General features: G+C 73.3%; 16 protein-coding genes and 1 pseudogene. 9 read left to right on the plus strand and 8 right to left on the minus strand.

All coding sequences use genetic code 11. The annotated features are described in order from the left end of the window. The first annotated feature begins 106 nt into the window (after positions 1 to 106). Positions 107 to 1,423, plus strand: coding sequence for a S1 family peptidase (locus ACIRD7_RS07590; RefSeq protein WP_403451029.1), 1,317 nt, complete (start codon positions 107 to 109; stop codon positions 1,421 to 1,423). Between the two features lie 135 nt (positions 1,424 to 1,558). Here ACIRD7_RS07590 and ACIRD7_RS07595 read toward each other — a convergent pair whose 3' ends face one another. Further along, complete coding sequence (locus tag ACIRD7_RS07595; protein WP_403451030.1) at positions 1,559 to 3,697, minus strand: SpoIIE family protein phosphatase; 2,139 nt, start codon at positions 3,695 to 3,697, stop codon at positions 1,559 to 1,561. Positions 3,698 to 4,244: 547 nt separating this feature from the next. On the opposite strand from ACIRD7_RS07595, the pseudogene ACIRD7_RS07600 reads away from it, so the two are divergent. Beyond that, positions 4,245 to 4,550: pseudogene (locus ACIRD7_RS07600) on the plus strand (LuxR C-terminal-related transcriptional regulator); the annotation flags it as partial. Here ACIRD7_RS07600 and ACIRD7_RS07605 read toward each other — a convergent pair. From ACIRD7_RS07605 to lanKC, 4 genes are all read right to left on the minus strand, one after another. Then, positions 4,473 to 6,371 (minus strand): ATP-binding cassette domain-containing protein, encoded by a 1,899-nt coding sequence (locus tag ACIRD7_RS07605; protein ID WP_403451031.1) that lies wholly within the window; start codon positions 6,369 to 6,371, stop codon positions 4,473 to 4,475. The pseudogene ACIRD7_RS07600 and the gene ACIRD7_RS07605 overlap by 78 nt on opposite strands. Then, positions 6,368 to 8,086 (minus strand): ABC transporter transmembrane domain-containing protein, encoded by a 1,719-nt coding sequence (locus tag ACIRD7_RS07610; RefSeq protein WP_403451032.1) that lies wholly within the window; start codon positions 8,084 to 8,086, stop codon positions 6,368 to 6,370. Before ACIRD7_RS07610 ends, ACIRD7_RS07605 begins: the two co-directional genes overlap by 4 nt. 91 nt (positions 8,087 to 8,177) lie before the next feature. Further along, on the minus strand, positions 8,178 to 8,288 hold the full coding sequence (locus ACIRD7_RS07615) for a SapB/AmfS family lanthipeptide (protein ID WP_403451034.1): 111 nt from the start codon (positions 8,286 to 8,288) through the stop codon (positions 8,178 to 8,180). 44 nt (positions 8,289 to 8,332) lie between these two features. After that, positions 8,333 to 10,987 (minus strand): class III lanthionine synthetase LanKC, encoded by a 2,655-nt coding sequence (gene lanKC / locus ACIRD7_RS07620; protein WP_403451035.1) that lies wholly within the window; start codon positions 10,985 to 10,987, stop codon positions 8,333 to 8,335. Between the two features lie 194 nt (positions 10,988 to 11,181). Between lanKC and ACIRD7_RS07625 the strand changes: the two genes are divergently transcribed. From ACIRD7_RS07625 to ACIRD7_RS07645, 5 genes are all read left to right on the plus strand, one after another. Continuing rightward, positions 11,182 to 13,635 (plus strand): SpoIIE family protein phosphatase, encoded by a 2,454-nt coding sequence (locus tag ACIRD7_RS07625; RefSeq protein ID WP_403451037.1) that lies wholly within the window; start codon positions 11,182 to 11,184, stop codon positions 13,633 to 13,635. Positions 13,636 to 13,727: 92 nt separating this feature from the next. Beyond that, the gene (locus tag ACIRD7_RS07630; RefSeq protein WP_403451039.1) at positions 13,728 to 14,795 is read left to right on the plus strand and encodes a glucose-1-phosphate thymidylyltransferase; all 1,068 of its coding nucleotides are present in this window, start codon (positions 13,728 to 13,730) and stop codon (positions 14,793 to 14,795) included. Further along, complete coding sequence (rfbB, locus tag ACIRD7_RS07635) at positions 14,792 to 15,781, plus strand: dTDP-glucose 4,6-dehydratase (RefSeq protein ID WP_403451041.1); 990 nt, start codon at positions 14,792 to 14,794, stop codon at positions 15,779 to 15,781. The genes ACIRD7_RS07630 and rfbB overlap by 4 nt, the downstream gene beginning before the upstream one ends. Further along, on the plus strand, positions 15,778 to 16,659 hold the full coding sequence (gene rfbD, locus ACIRD7_RS07640; protein ID WP_403451043.1) for a dTDP-4-dehydrorhamnose reductase: 882 nt from the start codon (positions 15,778 to 15,780) through the stop codon (positions 16,657 to 16,659). Before rfbB ends, rfbD begins: the two co-directional genes overlap by 4 nt. After that, on the plus strand, positions 16,646 to 17,443 hold the full coding sequence (locus ACIRD7_RS07645) for a class I SAM-dependent methyltransferase (protein WP_403451044.1): 798 nt from the start codon (positions 16,646 to 16,648) through the stop codon (positions 17,441 to 17,443). Before rfbD ends, ACIRD7_RS07645 begins: the two co-directional genes overlap by 14 nt. 31 nt (positions 17,444 to 17,474) lie before the next feature. Here the strand turns inward: ACIRD7_RS07645 and rfbC are convergent, their stop codons facing one another. Together rfbC and ACIRD7_RS07655 are read right to left on the minus strand one after the other, a co-directional pair. After that, positions 17,475 to 18,083 (minus strand): dTDP-4-dehydrorhamnose 3,5-epimerase, encoded by a 609-nt coding sequence (gene rfbC, locus ACIRD7_RS07650; protein ID WP_403451046.1) that lies wholly within the window; start codon positions 18,081 to 18,083, stop codon positions 17,475 to 17,477. Between the two features lie 4 nt (positions 18,084 to 18,087). Next, entirely contained in the window at positions 18,088 to 20,022 is a 1,935-nt protein-coding gene (locus ACIRD7_RS07655) for a glycosyltransferase (protein ID WP_403451048.1), read from the minus strand. A 146-nt stretch (positions 20,023 to 20,168) separates the two neighbouring features. On the opposite strand from ACIRD7_RS07655, the gene ACIRD7_RS07660 reads away from it, so the two are divergent. Beyond that, positions 20,169 to 20,672 carry a metallophosphoesterase family protein gene (locus ACIRD7_RS07660; RefSeq protein ID WP_403451050.1) on the plus strand — a complete coding sequence of 168 codons (504 nt, stop codon included), beginning with the start codon at positions 20,169 to 20,171 and terminating at the stop codon, positions 20,670 to 20,672. Positions 20,673 to 20,909: 237 nt separating this feature from the next. Here ACIRD7_RS07660 and ACIRD7_RS07665 read toward each other — a convergent pair whose 3' ends face one another. Beyond that, positions 20,910 to 22,010 (minus strand): XdhC family protein, encoded by a 1,101-nt coding sequence (locus tag ACIRD7_RS07665; protein ID WP_403451052.1) that lies wholly within the window; start codon positions 22,008 to 22,010, stop codon positions 20,910 to 20,912. 262 nt (positions 22,011 to 22,272) lie between these two features. On the opposite strand from ACIRD7_RS07665, the gene ACIRD7_RS07670 reads away from it, so the two are divergent. Continuing rightward, a complete protein-coding gene (locus ACIRD7_RS07670) occupies positions 22,273 to 24,252 on the plus strand; it encodes a GTP-binding protein (protein ID WP_403451053.1) in 1,980 nt (659 codons plus the stop codon). The last annotated feature ends 29 nt before the right edge of the window (positions 24,253 to 24,281 follow it).

Below are 24,281 nucleotides of genomic sequence, written 5' to 3' on the forward strand. Positions count from 1 at the left end.
ATTGAACGCCCCACCCGGCCCGTGCGTACCCATGGCCAACCAGGCGCCCCGAAGAGCTGCCGCGAAGACGGCGGCACAGACCCCGTCCCCCAGGAGGTCGAGAAGTTTGAGTCACAAGCGAATCCCGAAGCGCAAGGCCGCGATAGCCGCGGGCGGCGTGGTGGCGCTGGGAGCGGCCGCGATCCTGCTGCCCAACGCCAACGCGTCGCAGGACGGCGCGTCGGACGACGCCGCCGCTCCCAAGACACTCAAGTCCGCGGACGCCTCGGATCTCGCCTCGCAGCTCGCGGGCCTGCTCGGCGACGCCTTCGCCGGTTCCTACTACGACGCCGACAGCAAGCAGCTCGTCGTCAACGTCGTCCCCGGCGACAACAACAACGTGATCGTCCAGGCGAAGAAGGCCGGCGCGAAGGTACGCGAGGTCGAGAACAGCCTGTCCGAGCTCGCGTCCGGCGCGCAGACCCTGAAGTCCGAGGCGACCATCCCCGGCACGGCCTGGGCGGTCGACCCCAGAACGAACAAGATCCTCGTCACCGCCGACAGCACCGTCACCGGCGACAAGTGGGACACGCTGGAGTCGACCGTCGACAGCCTCGGTTCCGGCATGGCGACCATCAAGAAGTCGTCCGGCACCTTCAAGACGTTCCTCTCCGGAGGCGACGCCATCTTCGCCGGCGGCTCCCGCTGCTCCGCGGGCTTCAACGTCACCGCCGGCGACGGCACCCCCGCCTTCCTGACCGCCGGTCACTGCGGGGTCGCGGCCGAGCAGTGGTCGGACGCCGAGGGCGGCCAGCCGATCGCCACCGTCGACCAGGCCACCTTCCCCGGCGCCGGCGACTTCGCTCTCGTCAAGTACGACGACCCGGCGACCCAGGCCCCGAGCGAGGTCAACCTGGGCGACCAGACCCTCGCGATCAGCCAGGCCGCGGATGCCGAGGTCGGCCTCCAGGTCTTCCGGATGGGCAGCACCACCGGCCTGAGCGACGGTCAGGTCCTCGGCCTCGACGCCACCGTGAACTACCCGGAGGGCACGGTCACCGGGCTCATCCAGACCGACGTCTGCGCCGAGCCCGGCGACAGCGGCGGCTCGCTGTTCACCCAGGACGGTCTGGCCATCGGCCTCACCTCCGGCGGCAGCGGCGACTGCACGGTCGGCGGCGAGACCTTCTTCCAGCCGGTGACCACCGCCCTGGAGGCGGTCGGCGCGACCCTCGGCGGCGGCGCGGGCGCCGGTGACGAGGCCGGGGCCGGCGAGGACGCGGGCGCGGGCGACGACGCCGGTGCCGGTGAAGAGGCCGGCGCGGGCGAGGAGGCCGGTGCCGGTGAGGAAGCCGGAGCCGGTGAAGGGGTCGGCAACGGCAACGCCGACGGCACGGGCAACGGCCTCGGCGAGATCGTCGGCAACGGCGTCGGAAACAACTGACGCACCGCCACCGACGTACGGATCCCAGTGATCCGACCCGGACGAGAACGCGGTCCGGCCCTCCGGCGGGAGGGCCGGACCGCTCCGTTTCCGGAGGCAAGCCGCCACCCCGAACCGGGGGACCGCGGTCCGACGTCAGCCTCGCATCCGCAACAACAGCAGCGCCACGTCGTCCACCCGCTCCCGCTCCGCCCCGCTGTGCTCCACGAGCAGGTCGGCCAGCTCGTCCAGCGGCCGGTCGCCCACCTCCGTCAACAGCCCGCCGAGATCGGCGAGCGCGTCCTCGATGTCGACGCCGGGGGACTCGATCAGCCCGTCGGTGTAGAGGACCAGCACACAGCCGGGCGTCAGGTCGAACTCCGTCGTCGGATAGGTCGGCGCGCCGTCGATGCCCAGCAGCGGGCCACCGGCGCGGTCGAGCACCCGTACCCGCCCGTCCGGCCGTCTCAGCAGCGGCGGCGGATGCCCGGCACGGGACATCACGGCATGCCCGAGCCGTGGATCGAGCCGCAGATACAGACAGCTGGCGAACAGGTCGGCGCCCAGGTCGATCAACAGCCGGTTGGTGCTCCGCATGACCTCCTCCGGCGCATGGCCCAAGGTCGTGTACGCCCGTACGGCCGTGCGGAGCTGGCCCATGAGCCCGGCCGCCGTCACGTTGTGGCCCTGCACGTCACCGATCACCGCCGCCGTCAGCCCCTCGTCCGTCGGCACCAGGTCGTAGAAGTCGCCGCCGATCTCCATGCCCTGCGTGGCGGGCAGATAGCGCGCCGCAGCCTCGATGCCCGGCAGCTCTGGCAGGGTGTGGGGGAGCAGGGCGGCCTGGAGACCGTGGGCCAACTGGTGCTTGGCGTCGTAGAGCTGGGCGCGCTCCAGCGCCTGGGCGATCAGCCCGCCGAGGCTGGTCAGGACCGCGCGCTCGTCCGCCGGGAAGGGATGCGGCTCGGCGTAGGCGAGCACGCAGGTGCCCACCGGACGGCCGGAGGCGATCAGCGGTAGGTACGCCCAGGCCGCGAAGCCGTCGGGCGCCGAGTACTGGGTCGGATACAGCCGCTCCAACTGCTGCTGGGAGTCGAAGAACGCGGGCACGCCGGTGTTCAGCGCGTTGGTGCCCGGGGTCCGCTCGGCCAGCGGCAGCCCGTCGAACCGCTCGACGACATGCGGGTCGCGGTAGCCGCGGTGACCGAGCACGTGCAGCCGGCCGGACCGCGAACCAAGGACGACCAGCGCCTGGCTGCCCACGGCCGGGACGACCTCGTCCGCGACGAGCTGCACCACGTCCTGCACACTCGCCGCCTCGGTCAGCGCCCCGGCCAGGCTCAGCACCTGGGAGATCGTCACCAGCCGGGACGGCGCGTCACCGGGCGACGGCCCGTGGCGGGCCATCTCCGTCACCGCGCGGGCCCTGCTGATCCGCACGCTCAGCCCGGTCGTGCTCGGATACATACGGAAGGACAGCCAGTCACCGGGCGGGCGCAGCGCCACGAACGACGTGGTCTGCTGGCTGAACAGCGCGGCCCGGTAGCGGTCCTCGTAGACGGGGTCGTTGAGCCAGGGGACCGAGGCCCACAGGTGGTTGCCGAGCAGCAGGGTGGCCGGGACGCCGATCAGGTCGGCCGCGGCGGGGTTGGCGTAGCTGATCCGGCCGTGCAGATCGAGCGAGCACAGTCCGTAGGGCAGCCGTGCCGCCATGCGCGCCGCCTCCACCGTGCCGAACATGCCGGACGGCGGCCCCCCGAGCAGATCGGGCTCCGGCAGGGGCGGACGGCTCGCCTCGATGGCGCGCTCCAGCCGTACCGCGAGCCGCCGGCAGGCCGCGGTCAGATGCTCCCGGTCCCGGTCCGACAGCTCCGGGGGATGGGAGCCGGGCCAGGTCACGAAGATCGCGCCGTAGACGGTGGTCTCGGTGGCCACGGGCAGCGCGGCGAGGGCGAAGGGATACGGCAGCACGACGGCGATCCGCGGATACCGGGCCGCCATGTCCTCCTCGCCCCCGATCCAGACGAGCCGCCGCTCGCGCACCGCGTCGGCCACCGGGATCGGCGCGCTCAGCCCGACCCGCTCCCAGGGCGCCGAGAACGCCCGGGGCAGCCCCGCCATCACCGAGAGTTCCAGGACGGGTTCGTCGGCTGCCAGCAGGTACACGCCACCCGCGTGCGCGTGCACCGCGTCCATCATCGAGGCCAGCGCCAGCGACAGCAGCGGCCGGCCGACCCGCGTCCTCGCGGCCGCCGGCGCCTGAGCGGACGTCTGCCCGTCGGACACGCCGACCACCTCCTCCGCGGAGCCGCGCGACGGTCCCAGGGCTCAAATCTCCCCCCTCACGGCCCGTCGCGCACGGCGAACGGCCCCAGGATCGCACCGGCCGCCCCGGAAGCCGTCCTTTATGTCTGCGACGGAGCCCGCCCTTACCCCGGACCCGCCTGCCCATGCCCCCACAGTCGATGCGCGGCAGGGCGTGCGGGCGCCTCGCGTGCGCCCCCGCGCACCCTGATGGCTGGATCTTCGCGCCCGCGGGCGGTCGCAAACGCCAACAATGGGGCACGCGCTCAGGACCATGAAAACGATGAACGCGGCGAACGGCGGGCTGGAGGGGGCAGCAGTGATCCGTGTCCTTGTGGTGCACGACGCGTGTCTGGTGCGATCGGTGCTTGCGGAGTGGTTACGCAGAGAACCTGACCTGGGGGTTTACGACGCGCCCTGGCGCAGCGCGCCCGCCCGGGTGCGGTCGGTGCGCCCGGACGTGTGCGCGGTGGACCTGGACTGCTCGGAGGCGTACGGCATCCCGCCCCTCGGCGAGCTGCGCGTACGGGACACCGGCATGGCCCCACCGCACCTCCTGGTGCTCGCGAGCGCGAACCGGCCGGGGCTGCTGAAGCGTGCCCGGGAGGCCGGGGCGCTCGGCTACGTCGACAAGGAGGGCTCGCCGGACGGACTGGTGCGGGCGATCCGGCGCGTGGCCGCGGGGGAACGTTTCGTCGACGACTCGCTGGGCTTCGGGTTCCTCAAGGCGGCCGAGATGCCGCTGACCCGCCGCGAGCTCAGCGTGTTATCCCTCGCGGCGGAGGGAGCCTCCGTCGCGGAGATCGCCGGGAGCCTGCACCTGTCCCACGGGACCGTGCGCAACTACATGGCGGCCATCACCCGCAAGACCGGGGCCCGCAACCGCATCGACGCCATCCGGATCTCCCAGGGCGAGGGCTGGCTCTGAACACTCGCGCGGTACGGCGGTCCAGGCACCGACGAGTGCGCGGTAGCGCGCGGACCGGCGGGCGAGCTCGTCGTGCGTGCCGTACGCGGTGTCGCGGCCGTCCATCATCAGCACCCGGTCGGCCCGGCGGGCCGAGCTGATCCGGTGGGCGACGACGACCAGGGTGCCGCCGGGGCGGGCCGCGAAGGCGCGCTCCGCGCGCTCCTCGGCCCGTGCGTCGAGATGGCAGGTCGCCTCGTCGAGCAGGGCGAGCGGGGCGTGCGACAGATAGGCCCGGGTCAGTGCGATGAGCTGCCGCTCGCCCGCCGAAAGGGCCGCCGGATCCACATGCCCTCCTGGCCCGCCCAGCGCCTCCAGCAGCGCCCCCAGCCCGACCGCCTCGGCTGCCGCGAGCAGCTCCGCCTCCGGCACGGGGTCCGGCCGCAGATACCCGAGGTTCTCGGCGAGGCTCCCGGTGAACACGTACGCCTCCTGCGGAATGAGCACCCGCCGCGCGACGGCCTCCGGCCCCGGCACCGCCGCCCCGCACACCCGGATCGTGCCGCACCGGGGCCGCAGCAGACCGGCCACCAGCGCCGTCAACGTGGACTTCCCGATGCCGCTCGGACCGACGACGGCCAGGTGGGAGCCGGACGGGAGGGTGAGGTCGAGGGCGTCGATCACGGGGGCCGCGGTGGGGCCGTAGGCGAAGGACACGGAGGAGAGGGTGAGGGCGGGGGTCTTCGGCGTGGAGGCGGTCACCGGAAGTGCTGTGGTGTGTCGTGGGTCGTTCGAGGGCTCCCCGGGGCCCTTCGAGCCTGCGTCCTCTCGCGGGGACGCCGGCGCAAGCCGTCGGAGTACCACCGTCAGACGTGAGCCGCTCGTGCCCAGGCCGTGTACGAGGTTGTGCAGGGCGGGGAGGAGGGACTGGGTGACGTAGGCGAGGGCGCCGACCAGGGCGCCCGTGCTGACGCCCCGGTCGAGGAGCCAGGGGGCGGCCGCCAGCAGCAGCACGGTCGGGAGGTGCCCGCCGAGCGCGAGGGCGGCCACGCGGACCACGCCGTAGCGGGCGAGGGACCGGGCCGTTCGCTGCTCGGCGGACACGAGGGTCTCGACCTCGGCGGACATCCGTTCCTCCACGCCGGCCGCGGTGATGTCCCGCAGCCCCGGGCAGAGGGCACCGAGCCGGTCGGCCAGAGCCTCGTCGGCGGCGAGGAACGCCTCCTGCCGGCGGGCCAGCGGGCGCAGCGTCGCCGCGAACAGGCCCACCCCCGCCGCCAGGGGAGGCAGGACGACGAGCAGCAGCAGCGGGGCGAGCGAGAACAGGCCCACCAGGGCGCCGACCGCGGTGAAGACGAACGACCGCGACACCATGACCAGCCCCGCGAAGGTGTCGCGCGCGATCTCCACCTGCTGGGTGAGCCCGGACAGCGCCCCACGGTCCGCCTCGCGCACCCCGCGCTCCACCACCCGCCGCACCAGCCGGTCCCTGAGCGGTTCGACCAGAGCCGCGACGGCCGCGTACACGCGAGCCGTGCCGTAGGCGCCGATCAGCACCCCGGTCCCGGCCACGGCCAGCCAGCCGACCCCGGTCCCCGTCCGGCTCTGGAGGAATCCGTCGTCCAGGGCGCGGGCGGGCGCGTACCCGATCAGGAAGCTGTACCCGGTCTCCAGTACCGACCAGAGCCCGAGCCGTACGACAACCCGTCGGCGGTCGCGCAGGAAGCGCAGCCCCCGGGAGGGAAGTCCGCCGCTCATGGGCACATCCCTTCAGCCTCGTCCGCCCCGGTGAACGCCTCCCGGTACGCCGCGATCGCCCACAGCTCCTCGTGCCGCCCCACCGCCCGCACCCGCCCGCCGTCCAGCCAGGCCACCGCGTCGGCGCGGGCCGCCGTGGCCGCCCGGTGGGCGATCAGCAGGCGGGTGGACGAGCGGCCGCCGCCCGCCAGGGACTCGGTGATACGGGCCTCCGTCACCGTGTCGAGGCTGGACAGCGCGTCGTCGAGGATCAGCAGACGGCCGCCGTGGGCGAACGCCCGTGCGAGGCCGAGGCGTTGGGACTCGCCGCCGGAGCGCGGGGCGTCGGCCAGCGCGGTGGCGTAACCGCTGGGCAGCCGGCGTACGAAGTCGTCCGCGTGGGCGGTGACGGCCGCTTCCCGGACACGCGCGGGGGAGGGGCGGGGCAGGGAGAGGCCGATCGCGTCCTCGACGGTGTCTCCGAGCAGGACGGGACGTTCGAAGGCGTAGGCGATCGCGCCGCGCAGGTCGGCGTGGGTCAGCTCGTTCAGGGGCACTCCGTCGAGCAGGACCTCGCCGCCGTCGGGGTCGGCCAGCCGCCCCGCGAGGGCGGCGAGCAGCGACTTGCCCGCGCCGGAGCGGCCCACCACGGCGAGCGTGGCCCCGCCGGGCACGACGAGGTCGACGTCGTGCAGCACGGTGTGTCCGCCGCGCCGGGCGGTCACCCCGCGCAGCTCCAGCCGGCCGGGGCCGGGCGGCAGGCGGCGGTCCCCGTGGGCGGGGGTCGGCTCCGAGGTCACCTCGGCGAGGCGTCCGGCGGCCGCCTTGGCCCGGGCCACGCCCGCGAGCTGGGCGACCAGCATGCCGACACCGGTCGCCAGCACCGCGTAGCGGGAGGCGGCGAGCACCTCGCCGACGGTCAGCCGGTGCCGGGCGAGCAGGACACCGGCCACGGCGAGCACGCCGAGCTGGAGCAGCGGGGCCACGGCGATCGCCTGCGCGGCGGCCCGGCCCTGCACCTGCCACATGCGGTGCCCGGCGCGGGAGAGTTCGGGCAGCGGCCCCAGGATCCGTGCCGTCTCCCGGTCCGCCGTACCTGCCGCGGCGATGGTGCGGTGACCGTCGACCGCTTCGGCGAGGGCGGTCGCGATCCGCCCCTGTTCCCGCTGGTAGCGCGTCGTGCAGCGGGAGGTGTCGCGGGCGAACGCCCGTAGCAGAAGGGCCAGGACGGGAGCCCCGGCGAGAAACACGGCGGCGAGCCACGGGTCGATCAGGGCGAGGGCGACGACGCCCCCGACCGGCCCGGCGAGGGCCGCCACCAGCACGGCGCGGGCGGTCGGCGCGGTGCCCGCCTGGGCGGCGTTGCCGACGAGCCGGGCCACCAGATCGCCAGCCCCGAAGCGCAGGGCGATCCGCGGGCCCACGGCCAGGATGTGCCGGGTCAGGCGCCCGCGCAGCCAGGCTGTGGTGCGGGCGTCCACGGTGCCGACCAGGACGCTCTGGCATCCGTCGAGCAGCGCGAGGGCCAGCACGAGTCCGGCGCAGCAGAGCACCCAGCCCGTGGCGGGAGCCCGCGCCAGAAGGAGGTCCAGGGTGCGGCCGAGCGCCAGGGGCAAAAGCAGCCCCGCCCCGGTCGCGGCGGTGCTCACCAGGAACAGGGCCGCCGTACGGGCCGCGCTGTGCCCGGTGGCCGGCCGCAGCAGCGCGCGGGCCGCGTGGTCGGCGGAGGTCGTCATAGGGCTGCGGCCTCGTTCCCATGCCCAGGGCCCCGGGCGGCCCCTCCCAAGAGGAGGGAGTCCACCCGGAGCCACGGTCGCACGACGTACGTCAGAGACAGAGGGAGATGCTGGCCTGGCTGGCGCAGAGCAGCAGGCTGGCCACGCTGCCGCTGCCGGTGAGCTCTTCGGTCTCCATCGTCTGAAGGTCGAGCAGTGCCATGTCGATTCCTCTCTTTGTGGGGACGGGGTTGTGTCACGACTCCGTCAGGTGGCGGAGCCGCGTTCTGGGTGCCGCCGTGGCGGCGGGAGGAAGGGCAGGTGGGCCGGGGCCGCGCCCGTCGTGCCGGCGCCGAGCGCCGCCTGGAGGGCGAGCAGACACCCGGCCGTTCCGGTGCCCAGGTCCATGGAGAGCCGCATCATCTGGTGTCCGGGGAAGGCCAGTTGGCCCTGATAGGACATCGCGTACCAGCCGAGCCCGGAGATCTGATCGGCCAGCCGGTCGGCGCCGGCGCCCGGCGCGGTCGTACGGCTCAGGTGCAGGATCATCCCGGCGATTCCCTGGAAGAGGCCGGGCTGTGCGTAGAAGCGTGAGGTGGCGGCGGTGAGGATGCCGGCGCGGGCCTTCTCGAACGCGTCGGCCTCGTCGGCGGCGTGCGTCAGATAGTCGTCCAGGACCATCCCCACGCCCACACTGCCGTCGCCCAGGTACGGCATGGTCCGCCAGCCCTCGTTGACCTCGAGCGAGCCGCCCTTCTGCTCGACGCAGGCCGCCAGGTCCCGGCGCAGCGCCTCACCGGCCGCGTCCAGCAGCCCGCGCTCACCGGTCCGTTCGTAGCGCCGCAGCAGGAACAGAGCCGGTCCGCTCGCGCCCCGCATCAGCCCGGCGCGCGGCCGGGTGCCCTCCGGGACCGGTTCGGCGAGGCGCCGCACGAGGATGTCCGCGGCCTCCGCCGCCCGTTCGTCCAGCTCCGGCTCGCCGGCCGTGTGCGCGAGCCCGTCCAGGACCAGGCCGAGGCCGGCCAGACCGCCGCGCAGATCGGAGGACAGGCGCTGCCACCTCTCGCCCAGCACCGTGCCGATCAGGTCCAGGGCCCGCTGCCGGTGACCGAGCAGGTCGAGGAGGTGGGCCACGCCCGCGAGACCGTCGTAGAGGCCCAGCGGGGTGCCGACCGGTGGCGGGTCGGTGCGGTCGAGCAGCCAGCGCTCGCCCTCGTCGTACCGTTCGGCGCCGGTCGCGGCCAGGGCGTACAGCACACCCGCCGCGCCATGGGCCAGGCCCAGCCCGCCGCCGTCGGAGAACTGGGCGACGTCGCCGGGAAACAGCCGGTCCTCGCGTTCCGGAGTCGCCGAGGCGAGCAGCGCCTTGACCATCGAGTCACGGCTGTAGGGCCAGTCGGCGGGCTCCACGAAGGAAGTGGGGACCGAGCGGGAGGGGGGACGCGGGGGCGCGGCGGCCTCGTCGCGTCCGGGGGCGGGCGTGTCCCGGGTGATCTCGGCGACCGCCTCGTCCAGGAACCGCCGCGGCACGTCCGGGAACTGATCCGCGATCACCTCCGCCAGATGGGCCGCCTTCTCGCGGTCCACCACGAACAGGCTGGTGACCGGCAGGAACATCGCCAGCCGCAGACAGGCCAGGGCGTAGCGGTCGACGTCGACGCCTCTGCGGTCGCGCGGGGCCAGGAATCCGGGGTGGGCGACGACCTGGCGGCCCTGTTCGGTGACCGGCGCCGCCGCCTCGAAGTCGATCAGGGACACCGACTCCTCGTCGGGGGCGACCATGATGTTGAAGACATGGAGGTCGTTGAAGACGATCCCGCGCGCGTGCACGGCCTCCACCGCACGCTCGACCGCCCCATGGACGCGCAGCGCCCAGGCCGTGTAGTCGGCGACGGCTCCCGGGTCGGGATCCGGGCCGATCAGCGGGTGCCGCTCCGCGAAGAAGGAGTTGAGGGGGCGTCCCGGCACGAAGTCCATGACCAGGAAGCGGTGTTCGCCGAGCAGGAACCAGTCGCGCACCTCGGGCACCACCCCGGTCCCCGCCAGCCGCTCCAGCGCCTGCTTCTCCCGCTCCAGCCGGGCCACGGCGTCCGCCCCGTCCGCGGCGAGTCCCGCGTGCGGCCGGCCCTCCTTCAGGACGACCTTGCGCCCGTCCCGGGTGTCGGTGCCCTGGTACACCCCGCCGCCGTTGGAGAAGTGCAGCGCCTTCTCGATGCGGTACGGCAGCTCGCCGACCGTCGTGGTGTTGCGCGCCGCCAGATGCGGCTCCAGGAAGGACGGCAGCGTGACCCACTCCGGCACCTGGAAGGACGGCGCCCGCCGGTCCGGCACCAGTACGCCAGCCCCGTCGCGCACCGCCGGGACCAGCGAACCGCGCTCGTCGACCACGAAGAGCCGGGCGAACGCGCCGTAGCGCACGTACAGCGGGCCCTCGCCCCAGCGCAGGTCGGTCAGGACGTACGGCCCCTCGAAGCCCTCCAGCAGCTCACCCAGCTCGCGCAGCACCGTGTGGAGCTGCTCCTCGTCGGCCGGGTAGACGGTGACGAACTTGCCGCTGGAGTCCCGGCCCGCGTACTTGGCGTTGCGCAGGTGCAACAGGTGCCGGCCGGGCACGAACTTGAAGGCGACGCCCCGCGGGACGCAGTAGTCCCAGACGATCCGGGCGATCCGCTCCGCGTTCGCCAGGGTCGCCGAGACGTGGATCTTCCAGCCCTGGGCACGGTCCGGCAGCGGAGTGCCGTCCGGGCCGAGCGGCGCCAGGGTCAGCCAGTCGCCGATCCGCGCCGCCCGCCAGCCCTCGGGGACCTCGCGCCCCGCGGTGTCGTACAGGGGTGCGGTCCCCGGCCCGTGATCGGACAGCCGGTCAGGCGTGTCGTAGAAGTGCCTGTCGGCGAGCGCGTACACCTCGTAGCGCTTGTCCATCCCTCGCATCCCCCTCCGCCGGTGCGGCACCGAGCCTTCCAGTGGCCCGATGGCCACGGACAGTCACGGCTGTCACGAGATCACCGTGCGGAACGCATGCGTAAAGACATGTTCGGGTCGTTTCGAGCAGCGTCCTCGCCGCCGCTTCACGGAACGCTCACAGGGGCTGCGCAGGTGGCTCATTAGGCGCTGTAATGGCGGATGTGGTCACTGAGGGCACCGCGGGGCGCAGGACGAGGAGTCCGCGCGCCGCAGGGGCCCTGAAGGCGCTTTCCGTCGATCTGGATGCGCCCGAGCGGCTGCGACGGGTCCTCGAACTGGCCCTGGTCTACGGCGGGGCCTCCTTCGCCGCCGTGTACACGCCCAGCGAGGACGGCGAGCTGTTCTGCCTGATCGAGTCCGTCGGTGTGCCCCGGACCCTGTACGGACTGCGCGACGCCTACGCCCTGACCGGCCGGTCCCCGATCGCCGAGGCCCATCGCACCGGCCGTGCCCTCTGGCTGGGCCCGCGGCAGCTCGCCGACCGCGCGGAGTCCCGGCGGACGCCTTCTCAGGACTTCTCCCTGGCCGCCCTTCCCGCCCAGGGCGACGGCGGCGGCTGCCTGCTGGCCGTGAGCGAGCGGCCCGACGGCTTCGGCACCGAGCACCGCGAGTGCCTGGAACTCGTCGCCGGTGCCGTCGCCCTGCCCGCCCCGCATGCCGCCGCCGAGGCGGGCGAGCTGCCCGGCAACGCCTTCAGCCTCGCCATGGACACCGGGCGGGTCGAGGTCGGCGAGGAGATCCTGCAGCTGTTCGGCCTCGGCCCGCACGACTTCGACGGCAAGGTCGAGACCCTGCTGGGCCTGACCGTCCCCGAGGACCTGCCCTCGCTGATGTCCGTCGTCGAGGCCGACCACATGTCCATCGGCGACCGCGAGCTGGAGTTCCGCGTCCTGCAGCCCACCGGCCCGCCCCGGTGGCTCAGGCTGCGCGGCCGCCTCGTGCCGGGCGGCGAGGGACGGCCCGCCCGGCTCGTCGGCACCGTCGCCGACGCCTCCACCCTGCGCCCCGAGGTCACCGACGTGGCCCGGGTGCAGCGGCTCGCCGCCGCCCTCGCCACCGCCGGCACCGTCCGCGACGTCAGCCACGCCGTCGTCACCGCCCTGCGCAAGCCGCTGCGCGCCGACCGCATCGCCCTGGCCGAGCTGGAGCACGACCGCCTCGTCGTGACCGTCCTCGACCCGCCCGACCCCGAGTGCTGGCCGGAGCTGTGGCGCCTGGAGTGGCGCAGCGAATGGCCGGACGCGCCCGTGCGGGCGATGCCCACCCTCGCCGCCGCCCTGCGGGAGGGCCGCGCCCACATCTGGCCGGCCGGCACCCCGCTGGAACCCGCCCTCGCCGACGTCGGACCCGGCGGGCTGGCCGCCCTGCCGCTCCCCGCCGGCGGCCGTGTCGCGGGTGCCTGCCTGATCGGCTGGGACGAGCCGCACGAGTTCGGCCCCGACGAACGCGCCCTGCTCACCGCCGCCGCGGGCCTCGCCGGGCAGGCCCTGCTGCGTGCCCACGCCTTCGACGCCGAGCACGAGCTCGTCGGCATGCTCCAGCGCCAGCTGCTGCCGCGCCGGCTGCCCCGGCTGCCCGGCGCGAAGGCCGTCGCCCGCTATCTGCCGACCACGGCCGGCCTGGAGGTGGGCGGCGACTGGTACGACGTGATCCCGCTGCCCGACAACCACGTGGCCCTCGTCATCGGCGACGTCCAGGGCCACAGCGCGGCCGCCGCCACCCTCATGGGCCAGATGCGCACCGCGCTGCGCGCCTACGCCGCCGAGGGGCACCCGCCCGACGTGGTCGTCGACCACGCCAACCGGCTTCTCATGGACATGGAGACCGACCTCTTCGCCACCTGCTGCTACGTCGACGTGGATCTGGAGGAGGGTTCCGCCTGGTGCGTGCGCGCCGGCCACCTCCCGCCGGTCCTGCGCCGGCCGGACGGCAGCACCGAGATCGCCGAGGCCGAGGGCGGCCCGCCGCTCGGCGTGCTGCGGCAGGCCGGCTTCCCGATGAGCCCGCTGCGCCTCGTGCCCGGCACCGTCATCGCACTCACCACCGACGGCCTCGTCGAGTCCACCGAGGCCGACATCGACGCCGGCATGGAGCACTTCGCCCGCGAGCTGGCCCGCTCCGACCCGGCCCATCTCGGACTCGTCGCCGACGCCCTGCTGGTGGGGGCGCGCCGCAGCGACGACATCGCCCTGCTGCTGATGCGCTACGACGGCATGGCCGTACGGCCGCTGCGGGAGAGCTGGACCGTCTGGCGCGTCCCGGAGGCCGTCGGCCATGCTCGCCGCTTCACCCGCCGCACCCTGCGCGCCTGGGGCGTGCCGGCCCAGGACCGGGACGCCGTCCTGCTCGTCGTCTCCGAACTCGTCACCAACGCCCTCGTGCACACCGACGGCCGGGTCCGCCTGGATCTCACCCTCGTGCACCAGCGGATGCGCGTCGCCGTCGCCGACGCCTCGCCGCGCTCGCCCGTCAGACCCTCCAGCGTCAGTTGGGAAGCCACCGGCGGGCGCGGGATCCTCCTGGTCGAGGCCATGTCGGTGGCGTGGGGAACCGTGCCGGTCAGTGGCGGAAAACAGGTCTGGAGCGAGATCCCCGTGGGCGGCTGAGGGGCCACTGCGGTGAACTCCGCACTGCTCCACGGTGACGAACACGCCAACCTCGGCCGTCAATTTGGCGGAATCGGGGCTAAGGTGAACCGATGAAGGCTCTCGTGCTGTCCGGTGGCGCCGGTACGCGCTTGAGGCCGATCACACATACTTCGGCCAAACAGCTCGTGCCGGTGGCGAACAAGGCCGTGCTCTTCTACGGTCTCGAATCCATCGCCGCGGCCGGTATCACCGACGTCGGCGTGATCGTCGGTGACACCGCCCCGGAGATCCAGGAGGCCGTCGGCGACGGCTCCAAGTTCGGTCTGGAGATCACCTACATCCCCCAGGAACGCCCGCTCGGGCTGGCCCACGCCGTGCTCATCGCCCGGGACTACCTGGGCGACGACGACTTCGTGATGTACCTCGGCGACAACTTCATCGTCGGCGGCATCACCGACCTCGTCGAGGAGTTCCGGCGCGGGCGCCCCGACGCCCAGATCCTGCTGACCCAGGTGCCGGACCCGCGCGCCTTCGGCGTCGCCGAACTCGACGACTCCGGCCAGGTCCTCGGCCTGGAGGAGAAACCGGAGCGCCCCAAGAGCGATCTCGCCCTGGTCGGCGTCTACCTCTTCACGCCGGCGATCCACGACGCCGTCCGTGCCATCAGCCCGTCCTGGCGCGGCGAGCTGGAGATCACCCACGCCATCCAGCACCTGATCGACTCCCGCGCCGACGTGCGCTGCACCGTCATCAAGGGCTACTGGAAGGACACCGGGAACGTCGCCGACATGCTGGAGGTGAACCGGACCGTCCTGGAGAGCCTGCCCCGCCGCATCGACGGCGAGGTCGACGAGGCGTCGGAGACCGTGGGACGGGTGATCGTCGAAGAAGGGGCACGCGTCGTCAACTCACGCATCGTCGGACCCGCCGTGGTCGGCGCCGGCACGGTCGTCGAGGACTCCTACGTCGGCCCCTTCACCTCCATCGCGGAGAACTGCCGTATCACCGACAGCGAGTTGGAGTTCTCCATCGTGCTGCGCGACGCCACGATCCACGGCGCAGGCCGGATCGAGTCCTCCCTCATCGGCCGGCACGTCGAGGTCACCCCAGCGCCCACCGTCCCCAGCGCCCACCGACTCGTCCTCGGCGACCACAGCAAGGTGCAGATCCACCCATGAACCTTCTCGTCACCGGCGCGGCCGGCTTCATCGGCTCGACCTACGTCCGCACCCTGCTCGCCCGCGACGCACCCGAGGCGCCCGACGCGCCGCGGATCACGGTGCTCGACAAACTCACCTACGCCGGCACCCTCGACAACCTCGAACTCGACCACCCCCGCCTGGAGTTCGTACGCGGCGACATCCGGGACGCCGAGCTCGTCGACAAGCTGATGGCCGAGGCCGACCAGGTCGTGCACTTCGCCGCCGAGTCCCACGTGGACCGCTCGATCGAGGGCGCCGGCGACTTCGTCCTCACCAACGTGGTCGGCACCCAGACCCTGCTCGACGCCGCCCTGCGCTACGACGTCGCGCCCTTCGTGCAGATCTCGACGGACGAGGTCTACGGCTCCGTCGCGACGGGGTCGTCCACCGAGACGGACCCCCTGCGGCCCAGCTCGCCGTACTCCGCCTCCAAGGCCTCCTCGGACCTGCTCGCCCTCGCCTACCACCGCACCCACGGCCTGGACGTCCGCGTCACCCGCTGCTCCAACAACTACGGCCCGCACCAGTTCCCGGAGAAGGTCGTCCCGCTGTTCATCACCAACCTCCTCGACGGCGCCCAGGTACCCCTCTACGGCGAGGGCCTCAACGTCCGTGACTGGCTGCACGTCGACGACCACTGCCACGGCGTCGAACTCGTCCGCACCCACGGCCGTCCCGGTGAGGTCTACAACATCGGCGGCGGCACGGAGCTGAGCAACAAGGACCTCACCGCGCTGCTGCTGCGGGCCTGCGGCGCCGACTGGGACCGGGTGCGGCACGTGGCGGACCGCAAGGGCCACGACCTGCGCTACTCCGTCGACTGGAGCAAGGCCCGCACCGAACTCGGCTACCGGCCCCGCCACGACTTCGCCTCCGGCCTCGCCGCCACCGTCGACTGGTACCGCGACCACCGCGCCTGGTGGGAACCGCTGAAACGCCGCGTGGTTGAGGAGCACGGATGAGGTGGCTGGTCACCGGCGCGGGCGGCATGCTCGGCAGCGACGTGGTCGAGGAACTCCTCTCCCGTGACGAGCGGGTGACCGGCCTCGACCACGCCGCCCTGGACATCACCGACCCCGGGGAGGTCGACGGCGCCCTCGCCGCGCACCGCCCCGAACTGGTCGTCAACTGCGCCGCCTACACGGCCGTCGACGACGCGGAGACGCACGAGGAGCAGGCCCTGCGCGTCAACGGCGACGCCCCGCGGCTGCTGGCCAGGGCCTGCGCCGCGCACGACGCCCGGCTGATCCACGTCTCCACCGACTACGTCTTCGCGGGAGACGGCCGCACCCCGTACCCGGAGGACGCACCCCCCGACCCGCGCACCGCGTACGGCCGCACCAAACTGGCGGGTGAGCGGGGCGTGTCGGACGAACTCCCGGCCGCGAGCGCGGTGCTGCGCGTCGCCTGGCTCTACGGCGTCCACGGCCGCAGCTTCGTCAGCACGATGATCGGGCTGGAGTCCGACCGCGACACCGTGGACGTCGTGAACGACCAGCGCGGCCAGCCCACTTGGAGCGCCGACGTCGCCGCGCTCATCGCCGACCTGGGCCCGCGGGTCGGCCGTGACGCGAGCGGCGTGTTCCACGCCACCAACGCCGGCGAGGCCACCTGGTACGACCTGGCCCGCGAGGTGTTCGGGCTCCTCGGCGCCGACCCCGACCGGGTGCGCCCGGTCACGAGCGAGGCGTTCGCCCGGCCCGCACCCCGCCCCGCGTACAGCGTCCTCGCGCACGGCCGCCTGCGGCGGCTCGGCCTCGCCCCGGCGCGCGACTGGCGCACCGCCCTGCACCAAGCACTGCCCCGGATCCGCAAGGAGACCCTTCGTGAAACGCCATGAGTTCCTGCGGGAGCTGCACAAGGTGAGCGGCAACCGCAACTACCTGGAGATCGGCGTCAACGACGGCCGCAGCCTGCGGCTGTCGCGCGTCCCCACCATCGCCGTCGACCCCGCCTTCAAGGTCGTCACCGAGATCCGCTGCGACGTGCACCTGGTGAAAGCCACCAGCGACGACTTCTTCGCCCGCGACAACCCGCTCATCCACCTCCGGGGCGGCCGCCATCCGCTGCGCAACCTGCGGCGCGGGCGCCGTCCGTTCGGGTACTGGCGCCGGCCCGTGCTCGACCTGTCGTTCATCGACGGCATGCACCTGTTCGAGTACGCGCTGCGGGACTTCATGAACGTCGAGCGGCACTCCGACTGGACGAGCGTGATCGTCTTCGACGACATGCTGCCGCGCAACGTCGACGAGGCGGCGCGGGACCGGCACACCGGGGCGTGGACCGGTGACGTGTACAAGCTCGCCGAGATCCTCCGCCGGTACCGGCCCGACCTGATGACCGTCCTGGTCGACACGCAGCCCACCGGGCAGCTGGTCGTCTTCGGCGCGGATCCCCGCAGCACGGTGCTGCGGGACCGGTACGACGACATCGTCGCCGAGTACGACGTGCCCGACCCGCAGAAGGTGCCCGAGGCGATCCTGGACCGGGCCGGGGCGGTGGCGCCGGAGGCGTTGCTGGAGGCGGGCTTCTGGAAGCCGTTGGCCCGGGCGCGGACCTTGGGTTTCGGGCGGTCCCGGGGGTGGGAGCCGCTGCGTACCGCCGTTGAACGGGTCACCGGGTAGTGCCGGGTTCCGCCGGTCTACGGGTGCGGGATCATTGTGGCCCATCGCGCGGTTCCCGGCGCCCCTTGAGGGCCCTGCAGGCCTCGTAGGACGGGAGCAGCCCGGCCTCTCGCGCCTCGGCCAGCGACGGCGCCTGCGCGTCCTTCTCGGACAGCACCGGCGGGATGTGTTCGGGCCAGGCGATGCCCAACTCGGGGTCGAGGGGATGCACGCCGTGTTCGCGCTCGGGGGCGTAGCCCGTCGAGCACAGGTAGACCACCGTGGCGTCGTCCGTGAGGGCCATGAACGCGTGGCCGAGGCCTTCGGCGAGGAACAGGGCGTGGTGGCTGTCGTCGTCGAGGCGCAGGGCCTCCCAGCGGCCGAACGTGGGTGAGCCGACACGGAGGTCGACCACCACGTCGAGGACGGCGCCGCGCAGACACGTCACGTACTTGGCCTGTCCGGGCGGCACGTCGGAGAAGTGCACGCCGCGCAGCACGCCCCAGCGCGAGACCGAGCAGTTCGCCTGGGCCAGCGACAGGTCGTAGCCGGTGGCCTCGCGGAACTCCGCGCCCCGGTACCACTCGTGGAAGGAGCCGCGGTCGTCCGGGAACACCTTGGGCTCCAGCGCCCAGGCACCCTCGATGCCGAGGGACCGCATGCCCTCACCTCCTCCGGGTCCGCGCCCGCAGCCGGGCCGCCGTCCGGCCCAGCGCCGTACCGAGCTTGCGTCGCGCCCGGCGCACGAGCCGCCGCAGTGCGCTGGGCCGGGTGGTGCGGACGACCTGCGCGCCGCCCGCCACGCCACGCAGCGCGAACGGGAGCGGGAGGAAGCGCGGGCCCGTCCCGACGAGCGCCACCCGCCAGGTCGCCCCTCTCAGATCGCCGAGCGGCAGCACGGCCTCCAGCAGCGCCCCGGATCCTTGCGGGGACAGCCGGGCGGGCACGTCGTGGGAGGTGTGCGGGGAAGTGAGGCGCAGCAACGCCTCGGTGCCGCCCGGCGGGGCGTGCAGGGGCAGCGGTACGCGCAGAGCGTCGCCCGACGCGGTGACGTCGGCCGCTGACACCCTGCCCAGGCCGAGGCGCTGGGTGGCCCGGTCGACGTCCAGGGCCAGATGAGCGTGCGGGGAGGTCCAGTACGGCAGGACCAGATGGCCGCCGAGCAGCGCGGGGAGCGGTGTGGGGCGGTCCGTCCGCGGGGCCGGGCCCAGGCGGCACTCCTTGGTCCAGCCGCCCAGTTTGACGCGGACGAAGGCGTCCCACAGGCCGGCGCGGTCCAGGGCGGCGGGATCGACGGCGGCGGTCGCCCGCAGCACCAGACGGACCCGGCCGTCCTCCCCGGCCGGGACCTCCTCCCGGGTGAACTCCACCGGCTGGAAGTACTGGGCGGCGCTCGCGCGCTCACGCATCAGCAGGTCGGCGGTGGCCTGCCCGAACCGGTCCACGGTGTCGGCGCCCACCCAGGCGATGGCCGCGGCCAGGTCCTCCGGCGGCCCGTCGAGCGGCGTGGAGGCCGCGCCGGCGGTGAAGGTCAGCGGCTCGCCGGCCGATGCGTACTCCGCGGTGAAACCGACGCGCAGCGTGCCGTCCTCCCAGGTCACGCGCTCGGGGACGGCCGTCAGGGCGATCCCGGCCTCCCACTCGGCGAACGCCTCAACGTCGTCGTACCGGTCCGCGGCGAGCAGCGCGGCGACGACCTGCTGCGTCGGCTGGAGCCCGGCCGCGACTCCTGGCCCGAAGCGCTCCACGACGACCTGGTGCATCTCCTCGAACAGCTCCCGGCGATAGTCCGCCGGCAGGGCGAGCAGCCGCCGGGCGCGCATCCGCTCGACCATCTCCACCCGCAGCCAGCGCCTGAAGAGCCGGTCGCGCAGCGGACCCGGTTCGGTGTACCGCTCGACGACGTCCAGGGCCTCCCGGAGGTTCTTGAAGTAGCCGCCCGCGTCGAAGCGCTGGAAACCGGCGTTCGAGGAGTCGTCACGGCGGACGTGGTAGTAGCAGACGTAGTCGCCGAGCACCGAGACGTTGCCCGCGCGCAGGTACGCCTCCGTGACGAAGACGTGGTCCTCCAGGCGCCGCCTGCCCTCGGGGAAGCGCAGGCCGATCTCGTCGAGGAAGGCGCGGCGGAACATCTTGTGCGGGGTGAGGCTGTCGATCAGTGGCGCGTTGCTGACGGTGGCGCGCGGGTGGTTGCGGCGGAACAGCTCCACCGGCACCCCGCGGCCCTTGCCGGCCATCTTGCCGACGACGACATCGGCGCCGTTGGCCACGCCGTAGTCGTACATCCGCTCCAGGGCCTCGTCGCCGAGGTAGTCGTCGTTGTCGACGAACATCACGTACTCGCCCCGGGCGGCCTCGATGCCGACGTTGCGGGGCTTGCCCGACCAGCCGGAGTTCTCCTGGTGGAGGACGGTCACCCGGGGCTCCGCGGCGGCGAGCGCGTCCAGCCGGGCGGGCGTGTCGTCGGTGGAGCCGTCGTCGACGAAGATCACTTCGTAAGCGTCGGGCGGCAGTGACTGGCGCAGCAGCGAGGCGATGCAGTCCTCGATATAGACCCCCGGGTTGTACACGGGGACGACGACGCTGACCTTGACCGGCATCCGGCTCCGAGCCCCCTAGGGGTCGCTGTGCGTTTACGTCAGATTACGGTGCTCGTGGCCAGATCCTAACTGTGTCACCGGCTTTGTCCACCGCTCAACCACGGTGAGCCCCCGGCGGCGATCTTCCCCGGCGGTAGCCTGACGGCGTGCGCCTGCTGCTGATGTCCGACACCCACCTGCCCAAACGCGCCAAGGCGCTTCCCGAGGCGCTGCTCGCCGAACTCCCGCGCGCCGACGTCGTGTTCCACGCGGGGGACTGGGTCGACACGGCCACGCTCGACCTGCTGGAGGGCGGCTCCACCCGGCTGGTCGGCGTCTACGGCAACAACGACGGCCCGGATCTGCGCGCCCGGTTGCCCGAAGTGGCGTACGTGGAACTCGACGGTCTGCGTTTCGGCGTCGTCCACGAGACCGGTCCCGCCCGGGGGCGCGAGGCGCGCTGCGCGGCCCGCTTTCCCGGCCTGGACGTCCTGGTCTTCGGGCACAGCCACATTCCGTGGGACACCACCGCGCCCTCAGGGCTGCGGCTGCTCAATCCCGGCTCCCCGACGGACCGCCGCCGGCAGCCCCACTGCACCTACATGACCGCGACCCTCACGCAGGGCCGACTGGGGGAGGTGGAGCTGCACCGGCTGCCTCAGCGGCGCTGAGGGGCGGGTGACAAGAACCGGGCCGCTCCGCGCGTAGGGAAGCGGCCCGGGCGCTGCTTATGCGCTGTCATGGACCTCCTTCCCGCTCAGAGGCTTTGACTCGGAGACGCGGAAGTCTCCGTTGTGTCGCGCCTACCCGCTCTGGTCCGCCCTACACACCCTGATGGCGGTCACTTCAGCCCGGCCCGCCATCACCAGCCCCACCGCCCCCATGGCCCACGCGCGCCTCGCCGGCCGCTAGAACGACGGATGGATCGCGCCCGCCGTGCCCGTCAGCGGCGCTCCCGTGCCGCCCCACCTGAGCGCGACGATCTCGGCGGCCACGGACACGGCGACCTCCTCGGGCGTACGGGCCCCGAGGTCCAGCCCGACCGGGGAGCGCAGCCGGGCCAACTCGCCCTCGTCCAGCCCGGCTTCGGCCAGCCGCCGCATCCGGTCGTCGTGGGTACGGCGGCTGCCCATCGCCCCGACGTACGCCGCCGGGCGGCGCAGTGCCTCCCGCAGCAGCGGCACGTCGAACTTCGGGTCGTGGGTGAGCACGCAGATCACCGTGCGCCCGTCGGTCTCGGTGCCGCCGAGATAGCGGTGCGGCCAGTCGACGACCACCTCCACCCCCTCGGGGAAGCGCTTCGGCGTGGCGAAGACCGGGCGGGCGTCGCAGACCGTGACCCGGTAGCCGAGGAAGTCACCGATACGGGCGACCGCGGCCGCGTAGTCGATCGCGCCGAACACCAGCATGCGGGGCGGCGGCGCGAAGGAGTGCAGGAAGACGGAGACCGCGTCCTCCCGGCGCTCACCGTGCGGGCCGTAGTGCCTGAGGGCCGTGGCGCCGAGGGCGAGTTCGCCGCGCGCGTCGGCGGTGACGGCCACGTCCAGACCGGACGCGCCGAGCGTGCCCGCGGCCCGGTCCGGCCACACCGTCAGCGTCGCCCCGCGCGGCGCGGGCCCGTCGGTCACCGTCGCCACGGTCACCGGCCGCCCCGCCCCGACCGCTTCCGCGACCTGCCCGAACTCCGGATCGCTGCGCGGTGTCACCGACCGCACCAGCACGGTGATCTCGCCACCACAGGTGAGTCCGACCGCGAACGCGTCCTCGTCGCTGTAGCCGAAGGTCTCCAGCCGCGCCTCGCCGCTCGCCACGACCTCCTGCGCCAGCTCGAAGACGGCCCCCTCGACGCAGCCGCCGGACACGCTGCCCACGACCTCGTCGTCCGGGCCCACCGCCATCGCGGCACCGGGGTCGCGCGGGGCGCTGCGGCTGGTGGCGACCACCGTGGCGAGTCCGAACGGCACCCGGTCGGCGTACCAGCGCCCGAGCACCGGGAGGATCTCACGCATCGTCGGCTCCTCTCACCGCCCGGCCCCGAGCGGCTGCGGATCGTCCCGCTCCCAGGCCTCGGGCGGCACCACCACGATCGCACCGCGCGCCCCGCCGCGCTGCCCGCGGCGGCAATCGTTGAACGTTAATACATTGCCGGTGCGACGCCGGTCCTGCTGCACTGCACAGGTCCCGTCGTCATGTACAGAGGAGCAGCGATGCGCACTGCGTTCATGTCCCCCCAGGAAGGAACGACCCCCTCATCGAAGGACATGACGCTTCGTGCACTTGCTCAACCTCGGAATCCTCGCCCATGTCGACGCCGGTAAGACCAGCCTGACCGAGCGCCTGCTGCACTCGGCCGGCGTGATCGACGAGATCGGCAGCGTCGACGCCGGCAACACCCGGACCGACTCCCTCGCACTGGAGCGGCAGCGCGGCATCACCATCAAGTCCGCCGTCGTGTCCTTCGCCCTCGACGACGTGCGGGTCAACCTCATCGACACCCCCGGCCATCCGGACTTCATCGCCGAGGTGGAGCGGGTGCTCGGCGTGCTCGACGGCGCGGTGCTGGTCGTCTCTGCCGTCGAGGGAGTCCAGCCGCAGACGCGGGTGCTGATGCGCACGCTGCAACGCCTGCGCATCCCGACCCTCGTCTTCGTCAACAAGATCGACCGGCGCGGGGCACGGTACGACGCCGTCCTGCGTGCCGTGGCCGAACGGCTCACGGCGGCCGTCGTGCCGATGGGCACGACCGACGCCCTCGGCACCCGTGCCGCCCGCTTCGTCCCCGGCCTCGCGCCGTCGGCCCTCGACGTCCTCGCCGACCACGACGACGACCTGCTCGCGGCGTACGTCGAGGACACGGTCGCCCCCGACGACCTGCGCGGCGCCCTCGCCGCCCAGACCCGGCAGGCCCTGGTCCACCCCGTGTACTTCGGCTCCGCCGTCACGGGCGCGGGCGTCGAGGCCCTCATCGACGGGATCAAGGAGCTGCTGCCCGGCGCCGACGGGGATCCGGAAGGACCGGTCTGCGGCACCGTCTTCAAGGTGGAGCGGGGCGCGGCGGGGGAGAAGGTCGCGTACGCCCGGATGTTCTCCGGGACGCTGCGCACCCGTGACCGGATCCCCTTCGGTGCCGCCGGCGACGCCCGCGTCGAGGGACGGGTCACCGCGATCAGCGTCTTCGACCAGGGCACGGACATCAGGGACGACCTGGTGGCGGCCGGCCGGATCGCCAAGCTGTGGGGCCTGGCCGACGTCCGGATCGGCGACGCGATCGGCGAACCCCGCAAGGCGTACGGGCACTTCTTCGCCCCGCCCACCCTCGAGACGATCGTCGATCCGGCCGACGGCACCGACCGGCGGGCGCTGCACCGCGCGCTCACCCGGCTGGCCGAGCAGGACCCGCTGATCGACCTGCGCCACGACGAGGTGCGGCAGGAGACCTTCGTCTCCCTCTACGGCGAGGTGCAGAAGGAGGTCATCCAGGCCACGCTCGCCGACGACTTCGGCCTCGACGTCACCTTCCGCGAGACGACACCCCTGTGCGTCGAGCGGCCGGTCGGCTCGGGCGCGGCGGTCGAGTTCAACAAGAAGGACGGCAACCCCTTCCTCGCCACGGTCGGCCTGCGCGTCGACCCGGCGCCGGTCGGATCCGGCGTGGAGTTCCGCCTGGAGGTGGAGCTGGGCTCCATGCCGTACGCGTTCTTCAAGGCCGTCGAGGACACCGTCCGCGAAACGCTCGGCCAGGGACTGCGCGGCTGGCAGATCCCCGACTGCACGGTCACCATGACCCACTCGGGCTACTCGCCCCGCCAGAGCCACGCGCACCAGGGCTTCGACAAGAGCATGTCCAGCACGGGCTACGACTTCCGCGGCCTGACCCCGCTGGTCCTGATCGAGGCGCTGCGCCGGGCGGGGACCCGGGTCCACGAACCGATGCACCGCTTCCGCGTCGAGGCCCCGACCGACACCCTGGCGGCCCTGCTGCCCGTCCTGGCCAGGCTGCGCGCGGTGCCGCAGACCACGCGGACACGCGGCGACTCCTGCTCGCTGGAGGGCTCGGTGCCCGCGGCTCATGTGCACGAACTGGAACAGCACCTGCCGGGTCTGACCCGCGGCGAGGGCGAGCTGGAGAGCGCCTTCGACCACTACGCGCCCGCCGCCCGCGGAGCGGAACCCGAGCGCCGGCGCACCGACATGAATCCGCTCAGCCGGAAGGAGTACCTGCTGAACCTGACGCGCAGAGTGGGCGGTTGAGCCGGCGGAGGCACAACTTACTCATGAGT

The organism is Streptomyces sp. NPDC093568, assembly GCF_044764945.1.
In the GTDB taxonomy this organism is placed as follows: Bacteria; Actinomycetota; Actinomycetes; order Streptomycetales; family Streptomycetaceae; genus Streptomyces.